At 51.6% G+C, this 18,114-nt stretch carries 16 protein-coding genes; 4 read left to right on the plus strand and 12 right to left on the minus strand.

What is annotated here, in order from left to right; genetic code table 11:
* Positions 1–128: 128 nt before the first annotated feature.
* Positions 129–989, plus strand: coding sequence for a twin-arginine translocase subunit TatC (tatC, locus tag JTN23_RS04975; RefSeq protein ID WP_247232812.1), 861 nt, complete (start codon positions 129–131; stop codon positions 987–989).
* Between the two features lie 17 nt (positions 990–1,006).
* On the opposite strand, the gene JTN23_RS04980 is transcribed toward tatC, so the two are convergent.
* The 5 genes from JTN23_RS04980 to JTN23_RS05000 all read right to left on the minus strand — a co-directional run bounded on the left by JTN23_RS04980 (position 1,007) and on the right by JTN23_RS05000 (position 5,765).
* Positions 1,007–2,101, minus strand: a complete 1,095-nt coding sequence (locus JTN23_RS04980) for an aminotransferase class I/II-fold pyridoxal phosphate-dependent enzyme (RefSeq protein WP_247232820.1) — start codon at positions 2,099–2,101, stop codon at positions 1,007–1,009.
* Positions 2,098–3,120: a dipeptide epimerase gene (locus tag JTN23_RS04985; protein WP_247232821.1), complete on the minus strand. Its 1,023-nt coding sequence runs from the start codon at positions 3,118–3,120 to the stop codon at positions 2,098–2,100. Before JTN23_RS04985 ends, JTN23_RS04980 begins: the two co-directional genes overlap by 4 nt.
* A 108-nt stretch (positions 3,121–3,228) precedes the next feature.
* On the minus strand, positions 3,229–4,104 hold the full coding sequence (locus tag JTN23_RS04990; RefSeq protein ID WP_247232823.1) for an NAD kinase: 876 nt from the start codon (positions 4,102–4,104) through the stop codon (positions 3,229–3,231).
* A gap of 91 nt (positions 4,105–4,195) precedes the next feature.
* The gene (locus JTN23_RS04995; RefSeq protein WP_247232824.1) at positions 4,196–4,867 is read right to left on the minus strand and encodes a CBS domain-containing protein; all 672 of its coding nucleotides are present in this window, start codon (positions 4,865–4,867) and stop codon (positions 4,196–4,198) included.
* A gap of 124 nt (positions 4,868–4,991) precedes the next feature.
* A complete protein-coding gene (locus JTN23_RS05000; protein WP_247232825.1) occupies positions 4,992–5,765 on the minus strand; it encodes an alpha/beta fold hydrolase in 774 nt (257 codons plus the stop codon).
* 358 nt (positions 5,766–6,123) lie between these two features.
* Here JTN23_RS05000 and JTN23_RS05005 point away from each other — a divergent pair, with 358 nt between their 5' ends.
* Positions 6,124–7,365, plus strand: coding sequence for a protoporphyrinogen/coproporphyrinogen oxidase (locus JTN23_RS05005; RefSeq protein ID WP_247232826.1), 1,242 nt, complete (start codon positions 6,124–6,126; stop codon positions 7,363–7,365).
* On the opposite strand, the gene JTN23_RS05010 is transcribed toward JTN23_RS05005, so the two are convergent.
* The 6 genes from JTN23_RS05010 to JTN23_RS05035 all read right to left on the minus strand — a co-directional run bounded on the left by JTN23_RS05010 (position 7,355) and on the right by JTN23_RS05035 (position 14,953).
* A complete protein-coding gene (locus JTN23_RS05010) occupies positions 7,355–7,708 on the minus strand; it encodes a LytR/AlgR family response regulator transcription factor (RefSeq protein ID WP_247232827.1) in 354 nt (117 codons plus the stop codon). The genes JTN23_RS05005 and JTN23_RS05010 overlap by 11 nt on opposite strands.
* A gap of 260 nt (positions 7,709–7,968) precedes the next feature.
* Complete coding sequence (locus JTN23_RS05015; RefSeq protein ID WP_247232828.1) at positions 7,969–10,131, minus strand: 3-hydroxyacyl-CoA dehydrogenase NAD-binding domain-containing protein; 2,163 nt, start codon at positions 10,129–10,131, stop codon at positions 7,969–7,971.
* A 27-nt stretch (positions 10,132–10,158) separates the two neighbouring features.
* Positions 10,159–11,367, minus strand: a complete 1,209-nt coding sequence (locus JTN23_RS05020) for an acetyl-CoA C-acetyltransferase (protein WP_247232829.1) — start codon at positions 11,365–11,367, stop codon at positions 10,159–10,161.
* Positions 11,368–11,507: 140 nt separating this feature from the next.
* Positions 11,508–13,457, minus strand: coding sequence for a polysaccharide biosynthesis protein (locus tag JTN23_RS05025; protein WP_247232831.1), 1,950 nt, complete (start codon positions 13,455–13,457; stop codon positions 11,508–11,510).
* Positions 13,458–13,582: 125 nt separating this feature from the next.
* Entirely contained in the window at positions 13,583–14,020 is a 438-nt protein-coding gene (locus tag JTN23_RS05030; RefSeq protein WP_247232832.1) for an acyl-CoA thioesterase, read from the minus strand.
* A 9-nt stretch (positions 14,021–14,029) separates the two neighbouring features.
* The gene (locus JTN23_RS05035) at positions 14,030–14,953 is read right to left on the minus strand and encodes a TIGR01777 family oxidoreductase (RefSeq protein WP_247232833.1); all 924 of its coding nucleotides are present in this window, start codon (positions 14,951–14,953) and stop codon (positions 14,030–14,032) included.
* Positions 14,954–15,166: 213 nt separating this feature from the next.
* Between JTN23_RS05035 and JTN23_RS05040 the strand changes: the two genes are divergently transcribed.
* Together JTN23_RS05040 and JTN23_RS05045 are read left to right on the plus strand one after the other, a co-directional pair.
* Positions 15,167–15,973, plus strand: coding sequence for an alpha/beta fold hydrolase (locus JTN23_RS05040; RefSeq protein ID WP_247232834.1), 807 nt, complete (start codon positions 15,167–15,169; stop codon positions 15,971–15,973).
* The gene (locus JTN23_RS05045; protein WP_247232835.1) at positions 15,967–17,202 is read left to right on the plus strand and encodes a PAS domain-containing sensor histidine kinase; all 1,236 of its coding nucleotides are present in this window, start codon (positions 15,967–15,969) and stop codon (positions 17,200–17,202) included. Before JTN23_RS05040 ends, JTN23_RS05045 begins: the two co-directional genes overlap by 7 nt.
* Before the next feature lie 23 nt (positions 17,203–17,225).
* On the opposite strand, the gene JTN23_RS05050 is transcribed toward JTN23_RS05045, so the two are convergent.
* Entirely contained in the window at positions 17,226–18,035 is an 810-nt protein-coding gene (locus JTN23_RS05050) for an ion transporter (RefSeq protein ID WP_247232836.1), read from the minus strand.
* Between the last annotated feature and the right edge of the window lie 79 nt (positions 18,036–18,114).

Below are 18,114 nucleotides of genomic sequence, written 5' to 3' on the forward strand. Positions count from 1 at the left end.
GGTGTTACCTAGCTATTTCACCGTGTATTCGTCTACCTATTGGATTTTTTAATTAATTTCGGCGGTTATTACTACCTGTATATTAGAAATTTTGGAATTAACCGTTTAGCGGTATTATATATTGAAATATGGCTCTTGATCAGGAATTTGAAAAAGAATTGGAAGAAGGTGAAGGTACTGAAATGACCTTCCTGGAGCACCTGGAGGAACTGCGTTGGCACGTGATCCGTGCTGTTGGTTCCATACTTGTCTTCGCGATTATTGCTTATATATTCATTAAAGAAATATATCGCTATGTCATTCTGGCTCCTGGTAAGGCCGACTTCTGGACGTATCGGATGCTTTGCAAGCTAGGCGATGCCGTAGGGGTTGAGGGGTTATGTATCAAGGCGCTTAATTTCAAGATTCAGAGTATTGGCGTAGGCGATCAGTTTACAATGGGTCTTACCTCGGCCATCATCACCGGTTTGATCTTTGCCTTCCCCTATGCCTTCTGGGAAATATGGCGCTTCATTAAGCCAGGTCTTAAGCCATCCGAAGTCAGGGCATCCCGGGGAGCGGTGTTCTACGTTACCTTCCTGTTCTTCTCGGGCGTGTTCTTTGGGTATTTTATTGTAACACCGCTTGCCATCAACTTCCTGGCCAACTACCAGCTCGACGAGTCTATCATTAACGAGTTCAGTATTAGTTCTTACATAGGAACTGTAGCTACGCTGACACTGGCGTGTGGGGTTGCTTTCCAGCTGCCGGTAGTGGTGTTCGTACTGTCAAAAGTAGGTATACTTACCCCGAGCTTTATGAGGGAGTACCGTCGTCACTCCTGGATCGTTATCCTGATCGTAGCCGCTATTATTACCCCTTCACCGGATATTTACAGCCAGATTCTGGTAGCGCTGCCACTGATGTTCCTGTACGAAGTGAGTATAGTAGTATCAGGACGGGTAGAAAGGGCCAAGCTGGAGGAGGAGAAAAATCTGACTAAGCTATAAGATCAGGTAGTTGAGATTTAACTACTGAAAGTCCTACAGACCTCGGCCAACCGGTCGAGGTCTTCTTTTTGATGAAAAGCGCTGATCACCACCCGCACGACCGGCTCATCGGTGGGACGGGGATAGGGGAAGCAGGCTGATAAGATATCATGATTGAGCAGATGTTCGTACAGCTTCACGTCACGACTGCAATAAACCGGATAATCATCATACTGAACAAATAGACCTTCTGAACGGACTCTTCCAGAGAAGTACCGGGCATTTGCCAGCAGTTGCTGGTGAGCTTTGGGATACTCGTCGCTGCGCAGCAAGCAGGTAAGAGCGTGCATATAAGCCGGAGCGCTGGGCGAACTTCCCGAAAACCACGGTAGGCTGCGTATCTCCTGAATAATAGCTCCTTCTGCCAGAATCACTCCCGCCGGTATCCCCATCGCTTTATTAAGCGAGGCAACTACTACGGTATGTACATTAGGAAGCTGGGGTAGTTGGGTAAATATACCTCGTCCCTGCTGGCCTAGTACCCCCAGCCCGTGTGAGTCGTCCACCACTAGCCACACCGGCCGATCGGTCGGCAGATGCTGAAAGATGGAGAAATCATACGTCTCCACCCAGGGGGAGCCGATGGAGTCGGTACAGATAACATGTACCCAGTCGGCGGCACTTCTTTGTATGGCTTGTACAGTACTTTGGGCCCATTCGGTCCAGGAGGATGACGTAGAGGATTGGTAGCGGGCTCCCCAGAGGGCCGGATGCACACAAGGGGCAAAGTAGTACCTGGCTGAGGAGCCGGAGGTGGTCCCGCTGTTTTCAAGGTACTTCATCACCAGTTGCCCTGCCCACATACCCGATGATACAGTCAAAGCTGAGGACGCTCCGGTAAACTGGGCCAGTGCCAACTCGGCTTCTTCGTAGGCCGCCAGGCGAAGGGTGTTGTTGCGAGAGCTACCAAAGTGCGTTCCGTAGAGGTCCATACCCTCCTGCAGGTACTGCTTCAAAATGGGATTATGTCCCATACCAAGGTAGTCGGTACCACTGAACCACAGGTAGCGTTTGCCGTCCTCTAAGGGTACGGTGCGGCCGGGTAATTCATGGATAGTAAAGATCTTGTTCATAGTACCTGGGTGGTTAGTCTGGCTCCGGTCCCATTTTCACTGGCGTAGATGATCCGCCCGTAGTCAAACGTTACGCCCCGGGCCGGATCATTGGCGATGAGTAAGGTACCGTCCATATCAACGTAGTCGAGCAGGGGGAGCAGGTGCGCGATGGCTGATATCCCTACACTGGATTCGTTCATACAACCTACCATGGTTTGCATACTCAACTCTCGCGCCTGAGCGATCATGCGGCGGGCAGGGGTAAGGCCACCGCATTTGGTGAGTTTAACGTTTACTCCGTGAAACAGGCCGTGGCACCGGGCTACGTCACTTTCTACGATACAACTCTCGTCTGCTATAATGGGCAACGCGCTTTCGGCATATACCTGCTTCATCCCTTCGTGGTCAGCGGCCGGGAGAGGCTGTTCAATGAATTCAACGCCCAGTTCTTTCAGATCGTGCGAGTACCGGATGGTCTGTTCGGCGGTCCAGGCGCAGTTGACATCAACCCGGAAGGTAGCCGTAGTATGGCGGCGTAGCTCGCGCACGATGCGCAGGTCGTCGTCGGTACCCAGCTTGATCTTATACAGGGGCCAGGGCATCTCCTGCATTTTGGCTACCATTTTATCTACGGAGTCAATACCAATGGTGTAGTCGGTTATGGGATTATGGTCTGGCTGCAGTCCCCACAACTCGTACAGCTTCTTACCTTGCTGCCTGGCAAACAGATCGTGGGCCGCTTCGTCCAGAGCACACTGGGCAAAGGGGTTATCCCGCAGGTGGGGATGTACCGCTGTCCATAGCTCTTCGGGCGTACCCCAGGCGTAGCTTTCGACCAGAGGGCGTACGCACTCCAGCGCGTCTGTCATGCTCTGGATGGTGATCCCGTAGTACTTGTTGGAAGTTGCTTCACCCAGTCCGCTTAACTCACCCTCCCGTAGTTCGACGATCAGGGTGGGTTGTACATCCCGGGAGTCGTGGGCAATGGTAAAGGTGTGCTTGAGGTGTAAGTCAAAAGTATGAAAGAGTAGCTGCATGATCCGTATGGGTAATAGAGTCAGCTCCGCGGAGCGACCCCGGCCAGGGTAAAGCAAATATAGTCATCCTGCCAACGGATGTTTGCCCTCAGTACAAAAACATACGGATCAATTACGCATATCCAGTCCCCAGGATAGCTTGTTTCGGAGCGTATTAAAAAAGCTGTCGTCGGTCATCTTTACGAGCCGGGCCACGAAGTCGGCTTTCCGGACCTTGATGCGGGTACCTTCGTTAACGACCTGCGAGCGGGCATCCAGCGAGATCAGGAAGCTGCCACTCCGGCTTTTGACATCGAAGCTCAGCACAGCCGAATCCTCTACTACCATAGGGCGTACGTTGAGGTTATGCGGACTTACCGGCGTAACAATGAAACTCTGGGTCTGGGGTACCAGCACGGGGCCTCCGCAACTGAGCGAGTAGCCGGTAGAGCCGGTAGGGGTAGAGATAATAAGGCCATCGGCCCAGTACGAGTTCAGGAACTCACCGTTCATGTAGGCATGCACGGTGATCATGGAAGAGGTATCAGTTTTGGTAATAGTAAAGTCGTTCAGGCCAAAGTTGATACTCCCAAACAGATTTTCGTCGGTTTCCACGCACACCAGCGAGCGGTGGTCCAGCCGGAAGAGTCCGGCCTCGATGGTAGCAATGAGGGAGGGGAGTTCCGGTGGAGAAATAGTCGCCAGAAAACCCAGACGCCCTACATTGATCCCAACAATGGGAATCTGACGGGCACCTACATGAGTAACGGCATCGAGCAGGGTACCATCCCCGCCCAGGCTGAAAATAAAATCAGCGTCGAAAAGGGCTTCGGGAGACTCGTATACCTGCGATACTTTATGCGCTATACCAATGTTGTCCAGGATGATCCGGTAATCAGCGGAGAGCTGCACGTCGATTTGCCTTGCCGATAAGTCGTCAAACAGAGACTGAATAAAAGGGCGAGCCGATTCGGTGAAGTTACGTCCGTGAATAGCTATTTTCATACAACGGAAGGAAGATGACTCCTTAAACCAACCGAAAGATAAGGCACAATAAACCTAATTGAAAAACTTTGTGGTACTTTCGTTGGAACTACTACGTGGCCAAGTACCGCAGAAGCATATCAAGCCGCTCCTGATCTACATTTTCTATGGGGTCATTGGCGTGCGCTTCACGGATATCATAACCAAAGCGCTCAAGCGTCGCTACAATAGGGGTAATATTGGTACGATTGAGCTTAAGGGTCAGGCGCGAATCTTCCGGGGAGTTATAAGTGGTAGACGTTGTATAGTAGCTGCTGATAACTTTAGTACCGTTGGATTCGATCAGTCGGCTTATTTCGGACAGGGAGTAATCACGCTCGTTTACTTTCAGAACCAGTACTGCTCCCTTCTCCTGCACACCCAGCACATCCGCAAAGCGACCCAGTAGCTCACCTACCAGGATGGTGCCGGCCAGCGTATTATCCTCGTGAAGGACAGGAATCACTTTCAGTCTGAACTGATTGGCCAGGCGGAGTAACTCATATATATGCTGATCTTCGGTAGCGAATACCTCCTGATGCTGCCTGATTACCTCAGATATAAGCTGAGAGTCGTCAAGTACATCCTGCAAAATTTCCTCTGATACAATTCCCCGGTACTCATCTGCTTCGGCTACTATAAGCTGCCTTGTCTCATACTCCTCCATCCAATCCAGCGCCGTGCTCACTGCGTCAGTGAGTTTAAGCGTGGGTATCATCGGATTGATAAGAGTAGCTGCGAGCATAAGAGTCTATGAGTGTCTTTTTCGAAAACTAAAAAAAAATGGGTTACTATCAAATTTACTTCTAAAAAAGTTTGCCACAAAAAAAAGGGCCGCATGCGGCCCTTCCTATATGGTAGCAGCATTATTATGCTACTTCTACTAACGTATGATTCTTCAGAAATTGTTCCAGTATGCGATTAAACTTCTCGGGGTGCTCCATCATGGGGGCGTGGCAGCACTTGTCTATAAAGTGAAGTTCCGAGTCCTTGATGAGCCGATTGAACTCGTGTCCTACGTAAGGAGGCGTAATGGTATCATTGAGGCCCCATACAAGTAGCGTAGGTATCCTGATCTTGTCCAGCTCCTTGGCCAGGTTGTGGCGCTGGGCCGACTTGGCAATGCCTACTATACTCATACACTTGGCGATACTGGACGTTACCTCAAACACCTCATCAATCAGTTCCCTGGTAGCCACCTGCGGATCATAAAAGGTATACGAGACGCGCTCAGCGATGTAGTCGTAGCTGCCACGCTTGGGGAAAGATCCCCCCATTGAGTTCTCAAATAGCCCGGAACTGCCCGTCAGTACCAGACGCTGGACATTCTCAGGGTTCTTAAGTGTGTATAGCAGAGCTACGTGCCCTCCCAGTGAGTTACCCAGCAGAGTCAGATTTTTTAGATTCTTGGCCGCCAGAAAATTCTCCAGAAACTCCAGCAGTGCCTCAAGCCCGGCTTTGCGGGGAGGAAGCTCATAGATAGGGAGTACCGGTATAATAACGCGGTAGCGACTCGAGAAGTTGTCAATTACGCCGTCCCAGTTACTCAGGGCGCCGAACAAACCGTGTAGCAGCAGGAGATTTTCGCCCTGGCCTTCGTCAATATATCTAAAATCACCTTCTACGTGTACTTTGTATTTCATTCCTACTGATTGGTAAAAAGTTTATCGACTTACCGCTTGATAGCTACCAGGCTATTCTGTACGATAGTCTCTCTAAAAATGTTGGCTCTGACTCAGATAACTCCCAACAAGAAGCTTACACCATAAGTTACTGAAAAGATGTCTTTCTGAACGTAATAAAGACCTGAAGATAGGTTTTTTTACCTATATACCCTATTATACAATTATATATATCCAGGGGCAGGACTTATGTTCTAAGGCATTCCGGGGGGATACAAAGCTACTTATTTTTTTATGAAAATGACTCTACGTTCCCCAACTCTTCATTAGAATTTTCTTATAAATATTATATTATAGTAAGCTTATCACCGTCTGTAACATGGAAACGTCCTATCCTGTAGTCATAATAGGGGCCGGTATGGCCGGCCTGACCTGTGCCCACTATCTCAACCAGGCGGGAATAGCCTGCCTGGTACTGGAGGCAGCGGATGCCGTAGGCGGCCGGATAAGGACCGATCTGGTGGATGGATTTCGTCTGGATCGGGGCTTTCAGATACTGATCACTGCCTACCCCGAGACCCGGCGGCTGCTCGATTATCCTGCTCTGCAGCTGGGGAAGTTTCGTTCGGGAGCGGCTATCCGTTATGACAATGACTTCATGGAAGTAGCCGACCCGCGGCGGGATCCGGAATTTATCTGGGAGAGTATCAAAGCCCCGATAGGATCACTGGCCGATAAGCTACGGCTTGTCAAATTAGTAAAGGATATAGTAGGTACGGACACTACTACGCAGGATTTCTTTCGGGAGGAGGGACCGAGTACGCTGGACTATCTGAAAGAACAGGGATTGAGCGACCAGATGATTGATACGTTTTTCCGGCCTTTTTTTGGTGGAATCTTCCTGGAAGACGGGCTCGTTACATCCAGTAATTTTTTCAGGTTTGTATTCCGGCAGTTCTACGACGGCGAGGCGGCGCTACCGGCGACGGGTATGCAGGCGATCCCGGAGCAGGTAGCGGCCCGATTACCCACCGGCTCCGTACGGTTGAACACGCGCGTCAGAGGAATCGATGGGCAGATGGTTTACCTTGATAATGGTGATGCTATCCGGGCTGAGCAGGTAGTATTGGCTACCGATGCCCGCTCGGCTGACCATCTGCTCGGGCAGCCTACAGACCGTCAGTTCAACACGACTACCTGTACGTACTTTGCCGCTGACCGCTCCCCCCATTCCCAGCGGCTGCTGCTCCTTAATCCGGCCGTTGACTCAGCGGTCCATCATGTGGCGGTATTAAGTGATGTAGTACCTTCCTACGCACCAGCGGGGAAGGCACTTATATCGGTAAGTACTCAGGTACCCGGACGACCCGATCAGGAAGTATCCGAAGCGGCCATACGGCAGGTACTACGGGGGTGGTTTGGGGATGAGGTACTTCAGTGGCAGTACTTAAAAACGTACTATGTGAAAGATGCGCTGGTCCGCTACGGAGCCGGAAGCCAGCCCGTAGAGCTACGTGTGAGAGAAGGACTATACCGTTGTGGAGACTATACGGCTTATCCTTCTCTGAATGCCGCCATGCTGACGGGGCGGCAGGTAGCCGAGATGATCGTTACGGGATAGAGTTGCGGTATTGTTTCTCCACCAGATCTCTGAACTGGGGCCAGCGCCTGCGGGCTATGCTCATGGCGCTTCCGTCTGCCAGCTGAGCCAGGCGCTCAGTGATGCAGAGCTTCTCGAGGTAGGCAATGTTGATAATGCACCCTTTGTGGATCCTCACAAAGCTGCTTGGGAGCATCTCCTCGTAGAATCGTAGCGTACGGGATGTGATATATTGTTTTCCACCGATGAGTGTAAAGGCGGTATAATTACCTTCTCCCTCCAGACGCACTATGTCCTCAAAGAGAAAAGGTAAGCGGTGATGCTTACCAGGATAGTTGGAAATAGTGTGTGTATAGGTGTTCATAAGCGGGTGGGGATAATGCGTGGAAAAGATTAGAGTTTGATCATGGTGCGGTATATATGACGTAAGGCTTGATACAAAGGTAGACGTATACTAGTCGGTGTGTCAATACCGTGTTTACGGTATTTTGAGGAGCAAGTCCCAGATTTATGTACGCTTTTTGGCGGTAGAGGTTCTGCGTACAAACAGAAAGTCGTCACTTTTGGGGGCAGTGACGACTTTCATAAGGTTAGTGCTCTAAGTAAATTTCAGGCTGTGGCAGTTCAGGATGGCTGGAGGAACCTCTCGTTACTGCTGGCTGCCTGCCGGAGCTTTTCGGTGGGGCGGAAGCGCTCGCCGTAGGTATCCGCCAGGCGGTCACATTCCTCCACAAAGGTGCGCGTGCCTATGTAGTCTACGAAAGAAAGGGCTCCTCCGGTATAGGCCGGAAAGCCCCAGGCCAGTATAGATCCCAGGTCGGCATCCAGTCGGGTACGTATTACTCCTTCTTCGTAGCAGCGTACGGCTTCGAGGGCCTGACGGTACAGCAGCCGTTTCTTTACTTCATCCAGCGTGGGCTGCTCTGCTGACACCGGGAAGTACTCTGAAAGGTCGGACCATAGGTACTTGGTACCTCCTTCGGGGTATTCGTAGAATCCGGCCCTGGCTTTCTTGCCCGTACGTCCTAGTTCTACAAATTTGCGGCTGATCTGGTAGGCGGTGTCATCCTCGGTAAGTACGCCATCCCTGACCGCCTGGCCCGAGATCTTGTAAACCAGGTCCAGGGCTACTTCATCCGTAACAGCCAGGGGACCAACCGGCATACCGGCCAGCTTGCCCGCATTCTCAATCAGTATCGGATTGACTCCCTCTTTCAGCAGCTCCATGCCTTCGGACGTGTAGGTACTGAAGCAGCGTGAGGTATAGAAGCCCCGCGAATCATTGACCACAATGGGTGTCTTACGGATCTTACGGGTATAGTCAATGGCCACGGTCAGCGCATAGTCGGACGTCTGCTTGCCCACGATCAGCTCTACCAGCATCATTTTATCTACCGGTGAAAAGAAGTGGATGCCGGTAAAGTGGGCCGGATGGGCCGAGGCTTCGGCTAGTCCGGTAATAGGCAGGGTGGAGGTATTGGAGCCAAATACGCCTCTTTCGGCCAGCATAGGTTCGGCTTCCCGCGTCACCTGTGCCTTGAGCTCCCGATTTTCGAATACCGCTTCTATAATTAGTTCACAGCCCTGCAGGTCGTTGTAGTCTGCCGTAGGGGTGATCAGGCTCAGAATGCCTTCGGCTTTTGCCGGGTCCATTTTGCCCCGGCTGATGGCTTTTTCCAGGAGTTGCCGTGAGTAGGCTTTGCCTTTTTCGGCGGCTTCGGTACTTACATCTTTGAGTACTACCTCAATACCCGCCATGGCCGACACGTAGGCAATGCCCGCCCCCATCATACCCGCACCCAGGATACCGAGTTTCTTGACCTCCGTTTTATCAATATTCTTAGGACGGCTCGCTCCCTTATTGGCTTCGTTAAGTCCCAGGAACATGGTCCGGATCAGGTTACCCGCCTCTTTGGAAGTAGCCACTTTGACAAAGTACCGGGCCTCAATCATCAGGGCACGGTCTATATTGACCTGCAGGCCTTCGTACACGCAGGACATGATGGCTTGGGTAGCCGGATAGTTGCCTTTGGACTTATCCATCATCATGGCGGTACCTACCATGAAGGTCTGCATCCCTACCGGGCTCTGTACATTGCCACCGGGTACTTTATAGTTGTCTTTGCCTACTATGCGTCCGGTTTTCTTATCCACCTGGTCCCACGGCTTTACCGGCTGTGGATTCGCAGCTATCCATTCGTGGGCTTTCTCTAACATTTCGTCGCTGGTAGCCGCGATGGCGTCTACCAGCCCCATACCTACGGCCTCCTGGGGAGTTACGTCTTTGCCTTCGAGCATGAGGGGCAGGGCAGCCTGCATCCCGATCATGCGGGGAAGGCGCTGGGTACCCCCTCCGCCGGGCAGCAGCCCCAGCTTTACTTCGGGTAGCCCGATCTTGGTTTTGGGGTTGTTGAGAGCGATGCGGTAGTGGCAGGCCAGGCAGGCCTCGTAGCCTCCACCCAGGGCTGTACCGTTGATAGCCGCAACTATGGGTTTGCCGCAGGTTTCCATCCGGCGGTAGAGGCGGTTGAGGCCGGCCGAGACTTCCAGCATCTCTTTGGGATCCTTATCCTGATTACGCAGGATCATTTTCAGATCGGCCCCGGCGATAAATTCGGGTTTGGAGGAAGTAACAATGATACCCTTTACTTCGGTGTCGTCGTACGCTTTTTGGAGAGCCGCCTCAAACTCCGGAATGGACTCGTCGTTCAGTACATTCATGGGGGAGGAGGTCATATTCCAGGAGATGATTGCTACACCTCGGTCTATAGCATAATCAATTGCCATGGTTTGTATTTTTTGAAGCTGAAAGGATTAGTTTACCCGTTCAAAGATGGTAGCGATACCCATACCGCCTCCGATGCACAGTGAGGCCAGGCCGACGGCTTTGTCGGTACGTTCCATTTCGTCAAGCAGGGTAGCTGATATAATGGCCCCCGTAGCGCCCAGCGGGTGCCCCAGTGCGATGGCTCCGCCGTTGGGATTGATCTTGCCGTGGTCTATGCCGAGCTGCTCCATGAAGTACATGGGTATGGCCGCAAAGGCTTCGTTGACTTCAAACACCTCAATGTCGCTGATGGACATACCCGCCCGCTTAAGTACCTTGCGGGTAGCGGGTACCGGACCGGTGAGCATAATGGTGGGCTCGGAGCCTACTACGGCAAAGGCCCTGATACGTGCCCGGGGCTTCAGGCCCAGTTGCTCACCAATCTCCCGGCTGCCGATAAGCATACCGGCCGCGCCGTCGACAATCTGGGACGAGTTGCCGGCATGGTGTACGTGGTTGATATGGTTCATGTCGGGGTACTTCATGAGCGCCAGCGCATCGAGCCCCATTTGCCCCTGCGCTTCAAAGGCCGGCTTCAGTTTTGCCAGCGACTCTACGGTAGTATCCGGGCGTACGCCCTCGTCATGGTCGAGTAGTGTAATGCCCAGGTCGTCCTTCAGGGGGATCATCGTGCGGGCAAAGCGGCTGGCTTTTTGGGCTTCCGTTGCCCGGCGGTACGACTCGGCGGCGTAGGTATCTACATCCGTTCGGGAGTAGCCGCAGCGGGTGGCGATAATGTCAGCCGATATACCTTGGGGGACAATCCTGTTACGGGCTATGATCTGGGGATTTATAAAAATGGCTCCTCCGTCGGCCCCCATAGGTACCCGTGACATAGACTCTACCCCGCCGGCAATGATCAGGTCCGTCTGCCCGGACATGATATAGGCGGCGGCCATGTTGATGGCCTCCAGCCCCGAGGAGCAGAAGCGGTTGATCTGTACTCCGGCTACGGTACCGGCGTAATCGGCTTCGATGGCGGCGGTGCGGGCTATGTCAGCGCCCTGCTCTCCGATGGGAGTTACGCAGCCCATGATGATGTCATCGACGTAACTGGTATCGAGCTGGTTGCGGTCCCGGATCTCCTTAAGTACGGTAGTAAGTAGCTGTACGGGCTGCACGTCGTGCAGCGAGCCGTCGGATTTGCCCCGGCCCCGGGGCGTACGGACGGCATCGTAGATATAGGCTTCGGCCATATTCCTGAAAGGGTATGTAGGATTATGAATAGTTTCTCTGTCAGTATGCAAGCATACTATTTACAAAAATAACTTTTCCTCATAAAGTCGCAACAGCTTTTGCGTATAAGGAAAAGGTAATGGGTTGTAAGACCTAGCGGTTAAATAGGATCCGTAAGCTTTTGCTCCACCTGATCCAGCTTTTCGAATTCGGAGTTGTTGCTGATGTATTCAGGAATAACCGATTTGAGCAGGCTGACCATTCCTTCACGGTCGGCTCGTTTGAGAGCATCGCGAAGATCTGTAAACGTTTCGTTGACCTCCTGAAAAGAAACCGGGGGCATACGTGCAATGAGTATCTTGGGGTGATGGGTGGGCAGGTTTTGCTCACTTTGGCACAGGAGCTCTTCGTATAGCTTCTCACCGGGCCGCAGGCCGGTGTACTTGATCCTGATATCCTTGTCAACTTCCAGGCCCGACAGCTTGATCATGCGCCGGGCCAGGTCCTGGATACGTACAGGCTCGCCCATATCGAATACAAACACTTCGCCGCGTATGCCCATGGTACCGGCTTCCAGTACCAGCTGGCAGGCTTCGGGGATGGTCATGAAGTAGCGGATTACATCCGGATGCGTAACGGTAATGGGACCTCCGGCCTGAATCTGCTTTTTGAACAAGGGTACTACCGAGCCGTTGGAGCCCAGTACATTACCGAAGCGGGTGATGACAAAGCGGGTACCGTCCTTGAAACGCTCGTTCAGGCTCTGCAGGTACATCTCGGCCAGACGCTTGGTAGCCCCCATGACATTGGTAGGATTGACGGCCTTGTCGGTAGATACAAACACAAACTTTTCTACATCGTAGGTAGCCGACAGGTCCGCGATCAGCTTGGTACCCAGCGCGTTGGTCTTTACCGCTTCATATGGGAACCGCTCCATCAGGGGCACGTGCTTATAGGCAGCGGCGTGGAATACCACCTGCGGACGGTGCAACTCAAACATGCGCTGCATGCGTACCTCATCGGTAATATCGGCAATGATAGTGATAAGCTCCGTAACAGCAGGACAGGCCTGATTGATTTCAAATTCCAGATCATACAACCCCGACTCAGACTGGTCCATCAGGAGCAACCGGGCCGGGCAGTAGTGCAGGATCTGACGGGTGAGTTCGCTGCCGATGGAGCCGGCCGCTCCGGTGATCAGGATACTTTTACCGGCAATCTGATCCTGAATATTCTCATTGTCCAGCCGGATCGGCTCCCGTTCCAGCAGGTCTTCGATACGGATTTTGCGGATTTGCCCGCTACTCAGGGTACCATTGAGCCATTCATCTACCGACGGCACTACCTTTACTACAATGTCCCGCTGCAGAAAGTACTCCATGATGGCTTTGCGGCGGGAAGGGGCAATGCGCTGGATCGCCATCACTACTTCTACATCGTTGTGCAGCCCCGACAGAAACTGCTCGCAGGCCGTCTTCAGATCATAGACGCGAACGCCCTCCACTGACATATTGCTCAGTGTAGGGTTATCGTCAATAAAGCCCAGGAGGTTGTAGACTTTCTCCGTTTCGCGCAGGAGGGCGTCTTTAGTCAGTAGTCCGAGCATACCAGCTCCGTAGATCATAACATCCTGAGTGGTCTTCTGACGATGCTTGCTGACAATATCCGTATACATGGACTTGACAAAGAAACGGCTGGCGATCATCAGGAAGAGGCAGATGAAGTACTCGATCAGGAGTACCGAAACGGGTATGTAAAGTAGATGGATGCCCGAGAAAAAGGCCGCCGTCGTAGAAAATGAAGTAGTGATAAGGCTACTGGCCGTCACCGTCCTGAATATCAGGTTCATGTCTTCCAGGCTTGTGTGCCTGACTATACCGTGGTAGGACCGGAAGGTGGTAAAACAAACGTAGCGGACAAAAAGGAGAATAAGCAGGTAGTACTGGTATACGGGCCAATCGATATCAGCAATATCAAAGTTGAAACGAAGTATACAGGCCGTAATAAAGGAAAAGGCGACTATGGCCAGATCAATAGCCAATATCAGTCGACGTGATACAAACCGATGGTGGTAACTATCCAGTACACGCTTGAAAAACTTCTCTACCATAGGATCAATAAAAAGAACTATTGAATGCCTTCATGATCTTTTTATCACAGACTAGCAGGAGAGGGAGGTTCTGAAATTTCGGGCTTGAATGTATACTACCCGTTTGAACCCAGAAAAGTTATAGATTACTGCTCCGGTTGCTCATTTATTTTCTGAATGAGCCACTCGGGCAGGGGCGCTTTTCGCAACGTAGCGTAGTCATAACTTACAACTCCTGAGTATCCTTCTGCCACGATCCTCTGCTTCTGGTGGCTTATCATCAGGTGTTGTAACTCAAATCCGTATTCGTGTATACTACCGTGTGCCACCCTCGTAGCTACCCTGATTGTATCCGGAAATGTAACGGGAGCTTTATACCAGCAACGTACTTCGGATAGTATAGGACCAATGCTGGAATCAAAACCCATAAAGTCCCATTCACTGAAAAGTGCAACCCGGCCACTCTCCATATACCGGATATAGACTACGTTGTTGAGGTGCTGGGCCGCGTCCATTTCACCCCAGGCTACCGTGATATCAATAACTGAGGAGTACCCCTTATGTAGCTCAGACAGCGTATCCATATTTTGATCTCAAGTATGCGACTTCTTGTGTAGCAGGTTGATCAGGGCATCCTCCGGATTGGTGAATATGTACCTGAAGTCTGTTTGACTAATGCGCTGATTCTCTACATAGCTGCTGCCCAGTACTACGGCGGCCATTTCACCAAATACCAGCTTCAGGGCAAACGCCGGAACGGCCGGAGCCCACTGCGGCTTGTTCATTATTTCGCAGATCAGCTGGGTGAGCTGCCGGTTGGTAACGGGCGCGGGAGCTACTCCGTTATACACGCCTTCCCAGTCGCTGTTCTCCATGGCTTCAATGAACATACGGCATATATCATCTATATGTATCCATGACATCCACTGCTCACCCGACCCCAGCGGCGCCCCGAAGCCCCAGCGGGCAGGCGCGGCAATCTGTGGTAGCGCTCCTCCTTGATTACTTAGTACTACGCCTGTACGTATCTTGACCGTACGCACCCCCAGGTCTCTGACGGCATCGGCGGCGGCTTCCCACTGTACCGTCACTTCGGCCATAAAATCCTGACCGGCTGGTGAGGCCTCGGTCTGATGGGCATTACCCGTATCGGCGCCATAGTAGCCGATGGCTGAGGAAGGAACAAACGCTTTGGGCTTTACACCCAGCTGCGCCATGTGCCGGGCCAGTAGCCGGATGCTGTCAGTACGGCTGCTGATTATGACCTTCTTGCGGCTTTCGGTCCAGCGCTGGTCGGCTATGCCGGCTCCGGCCAGGTGGATAAGGTAGTCCATCCGGAGCAGTGCTTCCTTGTCTACCTCCCCCTTCTGGATGTCCCATTGGTACACTTTCACGTTCGGATAGGTGGCCGCCCCCCGGCTGAGGTAAGCAACCTTATATCCCCGTTCCAGTAGTAAGTCAGTGAGACGGCGGCCAATCAGGCCCGTGCCGCCGGTAATAAGTACAGTTTCTGCCATGTAAGGTATTGATACAAACAGATAATAAACGGCATTTTAATCTAAAGGTTATGATTGCTTTTTTCATAGTCCGGCGCCCTGGCTGAGCAGCCCTGAGCGGTCACGCGTAAGTACTTTGCCAGTAGGTGTTTTAGAAATAAGTGCGGATTAGTAAGTATATTATAGTATCTTTAACTTCTATTCTTATTGTATACATCTAATCTGCTTTTTTCTATGGCACCCGACATCCTTCGTCGCAACAATGTAAAAGTGTCTGGAAAGGGGGAACAGCCGATTATGTTCGCCCACGGCTTTGGTTGTGATCAGCACATGTGGCGCTTTATTACGCCTGCCTTTGAGCAGGACTACAAATTAATCTTGTTTGACTTCGTGGGCAACGGTAAATCCGATATCAATGCCTATAATCCCGAAAGATACGCCACCCTCCATGGCTATGCACAGGACGTCCTAGATATATGTGAGGCGCTGGACCTGCGGGATACTATCTTTGTAGGGCATTCGGTAAGCAGCATGACCGGTATGCTGGCTGCAGTATCTGAGCCCAGGTACTTTTCACGTATTGTCATGGTAGGGCCCTCGCCCTGCTATATCAACGATGAAGAGTACGTAGGTGGCTTTGAGAGACAGGACATTGAGGGGCTACTGGAAACCATGGAGAAAAACTACATTGGCTGGTCCAACTTCCTGGCACCCCAGATCATGGGTCATCCCGACCGGCCCGAGCTGGGTCAGGAGCTGACCGATAGCTTCTGCTCGACGGATCCCGTTATCGCACGTCAGTTTGCCGAAGCTACCTTCTTCTCGGATTATCGTAGTGATCTGTCCAAGCTGAAGCTGCCTTCGCTCATTATGCAATGCTCCGAAGATATCATAGCCCCGTTGGAAGTAGGCGAATACCTGCACCAGCAGCTTCCCAATAGTACGCTTAAAGTGATGAAAGCCACGGGTCACTGCCCCCACGTAAGTGCCCCCGACGAAACAATTGATATCATTAAAGAGTACTTGTCCCGTACGTGTTAACTTCACAAGGACATAAGCAGCAGATGGATAGTTTACTGGATCAGGCACCGGGCGGTATTTTTTCTTTCACCGATGATAACCTCCTTCAGGATGTAAACGAAGCCTTCTGTGATATGCTGGGTTACAGCAGGGAAGAACTGCACGCCCATACCATTGAGAAAGTACTCTCTCTCTCCGCCCGCATCTTTTACCAGACGCATTTCTTCCTGATGCTGAAAATGCACGGCAAGACCGAGGAAATATTTCTTAACCTGAAAACCAAGTCGGGGGCTCAGGTACCCGTACTGCTAAACGCCCGGCGTATAGAGCAAAACGGTACACCCCTCAACGTGTGTGTATGCATATGTGTACCTAACCGCGGAAAGTACGAGGCTGAGATTCTGGAAGCCAAGCGGCTGGCCGAAAAAGCGCTGAATGAGAATACAGAGCTGGCTAAGGCCAAAGCGGAGCTTCAGAAGCAGACCGAAGAGCTGGACAAAATAGTACAGGAGCTGCAGGCCCGCAACGACGAGCTCATGCAGTTTAGCCACATTATCTCGCACGACCTTCAGGAGCCGTTACGCAAGATGATGGTTTTTGCGGAGGTACTCAACAACGAGCACAGTGCTTCTGATTCACCTCGCATAACTGTAGCCGCCGAACGTATTACCCAGGTAGCGAGCTCTATGAAAGAGGTACTGTATAGCCTGCAGCAGTACGTATGGCTCAATGAGTCTGCCAATATCCGGAAACGGGTAAATCTGGAAAGGCTGATCCAGGTGGCTTACTACAAAGCAGGCGGCATACTGGAAGACAACGCTTTTGAGTGCACCTTTGAATTAGATGGGTTGCCTGTTATCCACGGTGATCCGGGGCAGCTTGAGATGCTGTTTGACCATCTATTTGACAATGCGGTGAAGTTCCGGTCGGAAGATCGGCCTCTGCACGTAACCGTGGCGGGAAGTGTAGTCAGCCGCAACCGCTTCAAAACCGTTCAGGGCAAGTACAAGTACATTGATTTTGTCAGAGTACAGTTTACTGATAATGGCATTGGTTTCGAGAAAGATTTTGAGACGTATGTATTTCAGCTCTTCAAAAAGCTGGATGCGCACACAAGCGGACTAGGGATCGGGCTGTCTCTCTGTAAGAAAATCGTTCAGAACCACCATGGGTCTATCACGGCTTCATCCGAACCCGGGCTGGGTACTACCTTCACGATCATGCTCCCTGTACTTCCGGCCGAAGAGTAGCCCCTGACGGTTACTACTTTAATTCAGGCATCAAGCTGACTGCCGCATTTCTTGCAGTAGACAGCATCCTGGTCATTTTGAGGATTACCACAGGTCGAACAGGGTTTAGTTGTACCTTTCTGAAGGTGCAGGAGCTCGTTGGTCACTATACCCGTAGGTACTGCTATGATAGAGTAGCCAATGAGCATGATCAGAGAGGCTATAAACTTACCCGGTACTGTTGCGGGTACAATGTCCCCAAACCCCACTGTAGTGAGGGTGACGATGGCCCAGTAGATACTCAGCGGAATGCTGCTGAAAGCGCTTTCCCGATTATTGCCGTTTTCAACCAGATACATTACAGTACCCAGTATGATCACGATGGAAAGTACCATACCCAGAAACACCAGGATTTTCTGATAACTGTTGCCCAGTGCTCTGGTGATGGTTTGTGTGGCCGATATGTAGCGGGCCAGCTTCAGGATACGGAACACCCGCAGTACCCGCAGAATACGAATAGCCAGCAGAAACTGGGTACCCGATACGAACAGGCTCAGAAAAGCCGGAAGAATAGCCAGTAAGTCAATAATGCCCCAGACACCAAGGGTATACTCACGGGTATTCCTGGACACCCATACCCGCAGGAGGTACTCAACGGTAAACAAAATAGTAATGAGCCAGTCAATCACAAAAAACTGCTCCCGGTACAAGGCTCGCAGCGAAGCCACGCTCTCCAGCATGACCGACAGCACACTGATAATAATGGATATGATCAGAGCTACATCGAAGGCTTTGCCCGCTGGAGTATCGGACTCAAATATGATGGTGTACAGCTTATCCCGAATGTTTTTCATACCGGTTTGAGTATGGACGAATGGTCAATAATACCGCTTGCTAATAACTCTGAACAAATAGCTGATAAATGAGGAAGTA

It is taken from the genome of Telluribacter roseus (assembly GCF_017355915.2).
Lineage (GTDB): Bacteria > Bacteroidota > Bacteroidia > Cytophagales > Spirosomataceae > Telluribacter.

What these genes read in the sequence shown, in the direction of transcription:
- tatC (WP_247232812.1), top strand. Translation starts at nt 129, where the DNA reads ATGGCTCTTGATCAGGAATTTGAAAAAGAATTGGAAGAAGGTGAAGGT.
- JTN23_RS04980 (WP_247232820.1), bottom strand. Translation starts at nt 2,101, where the DNA reads ATGAACAAGATCTTTACTATCCATGAATTACCCGGCCGCACCGTACCC.
- JTN23_RS04985 (WP_247232821.1), bottom strand. Translation starts at nt 3,120, where the DNA reads ATGCAGCTACTCTTTCATACTTTTGACTTACACCTCAAGCACACCTTT.
- JTN23_RS04990 (WP_247232823.1), bottom strand. Translation starts at nt 4,104, where the DNA reads ATGAAAATAGCTATTCACGGACGTAACTTCACCGAATCGGCTCGCCCT.
- JTN23_RS04995 (WP_247232824.1), bottom strand. Translation starts at nt 4,867, where the DNA reads ATGCTCGCAGCTACTCTTATCAATCCGATGATACCCACGCTTAAACTC.
- JTN23_RS05000 (WP_247232825.1), bottom strand. Translation starts at nt 5,765, where the DNA reads ATGAAATACAAAGTACACGTAGAAGGTGATTTTAGATATATTGACGAA.
- JTN23_RS05005 (WP_247232826.1), top strand. Translation starts at nt 6,124, where the DNA reads ATGGAAACGTCCTATCCTGTAGTCATAATAGGGGCCGGTATGGCCGGC.
- JTN23_RS05010 (WP_247232827.1), bottom strand. Translation starts at nt 7,708, where the DNA reads ATGAACACCTATACACACACTATTTCCAACTATCCTGGTAAGCATCAC.
- JTN23_RS05015 (WP_247232828.1), bottom strand. Translation starts at nt 10,131, where the DNA reads ATGGCAATTGATTATGCTATAGACCGAGGTGTAGCAATCATCTCCTGG.
- JTN23_RS05020 (WP_247232829.1), bottom strand. Translation starts at nt 11,367, where the DNA reads ATGGCCGAAGCCTATATCTACGATGCCGTCCGTACGCCCCGGGGCCGG.
- JTN23_RS05025 (WP_247232831.1), bottom strand. Translation starts at nt 13,457, where the DNA reads ATGGTAGAGAAGTTTTTCAAGCGTGTACTGGATAGTTACCACCATCGG.
- JTN23_RS05030 (WP_247232832.1), bottom strand. Translation starts at nt 14,020, where the DNA reads ATGGATACGCTGTCTGAGCTACATAAGGGGTACTCCTCAGTTATTGAT.
- JTN23_RS05035 (WP_247232833.1), bottom strand. Translation starts at nt 14,953, where the DNA reads ATGGCAGAAACTGTACTTATTACCGGCGGCACGGGCCTGATTGGCCGC.
- JTN23_RS05040 (WP_247232834.1), top strand. Translation starts at nt 15,167, where the DNA reads ATGGCACCCGACATCCTTCGTCGCAACAATGTAAAAGTGTCTGGAAAG.
- JTN23_RS05050 (WP_247232836.1), bottom strand. Translation starts at nt 18,035, where the DNA reads ATGAAAAACATTCGGGATAAGCTGTACACCATCATATTTGAGTCCGAT.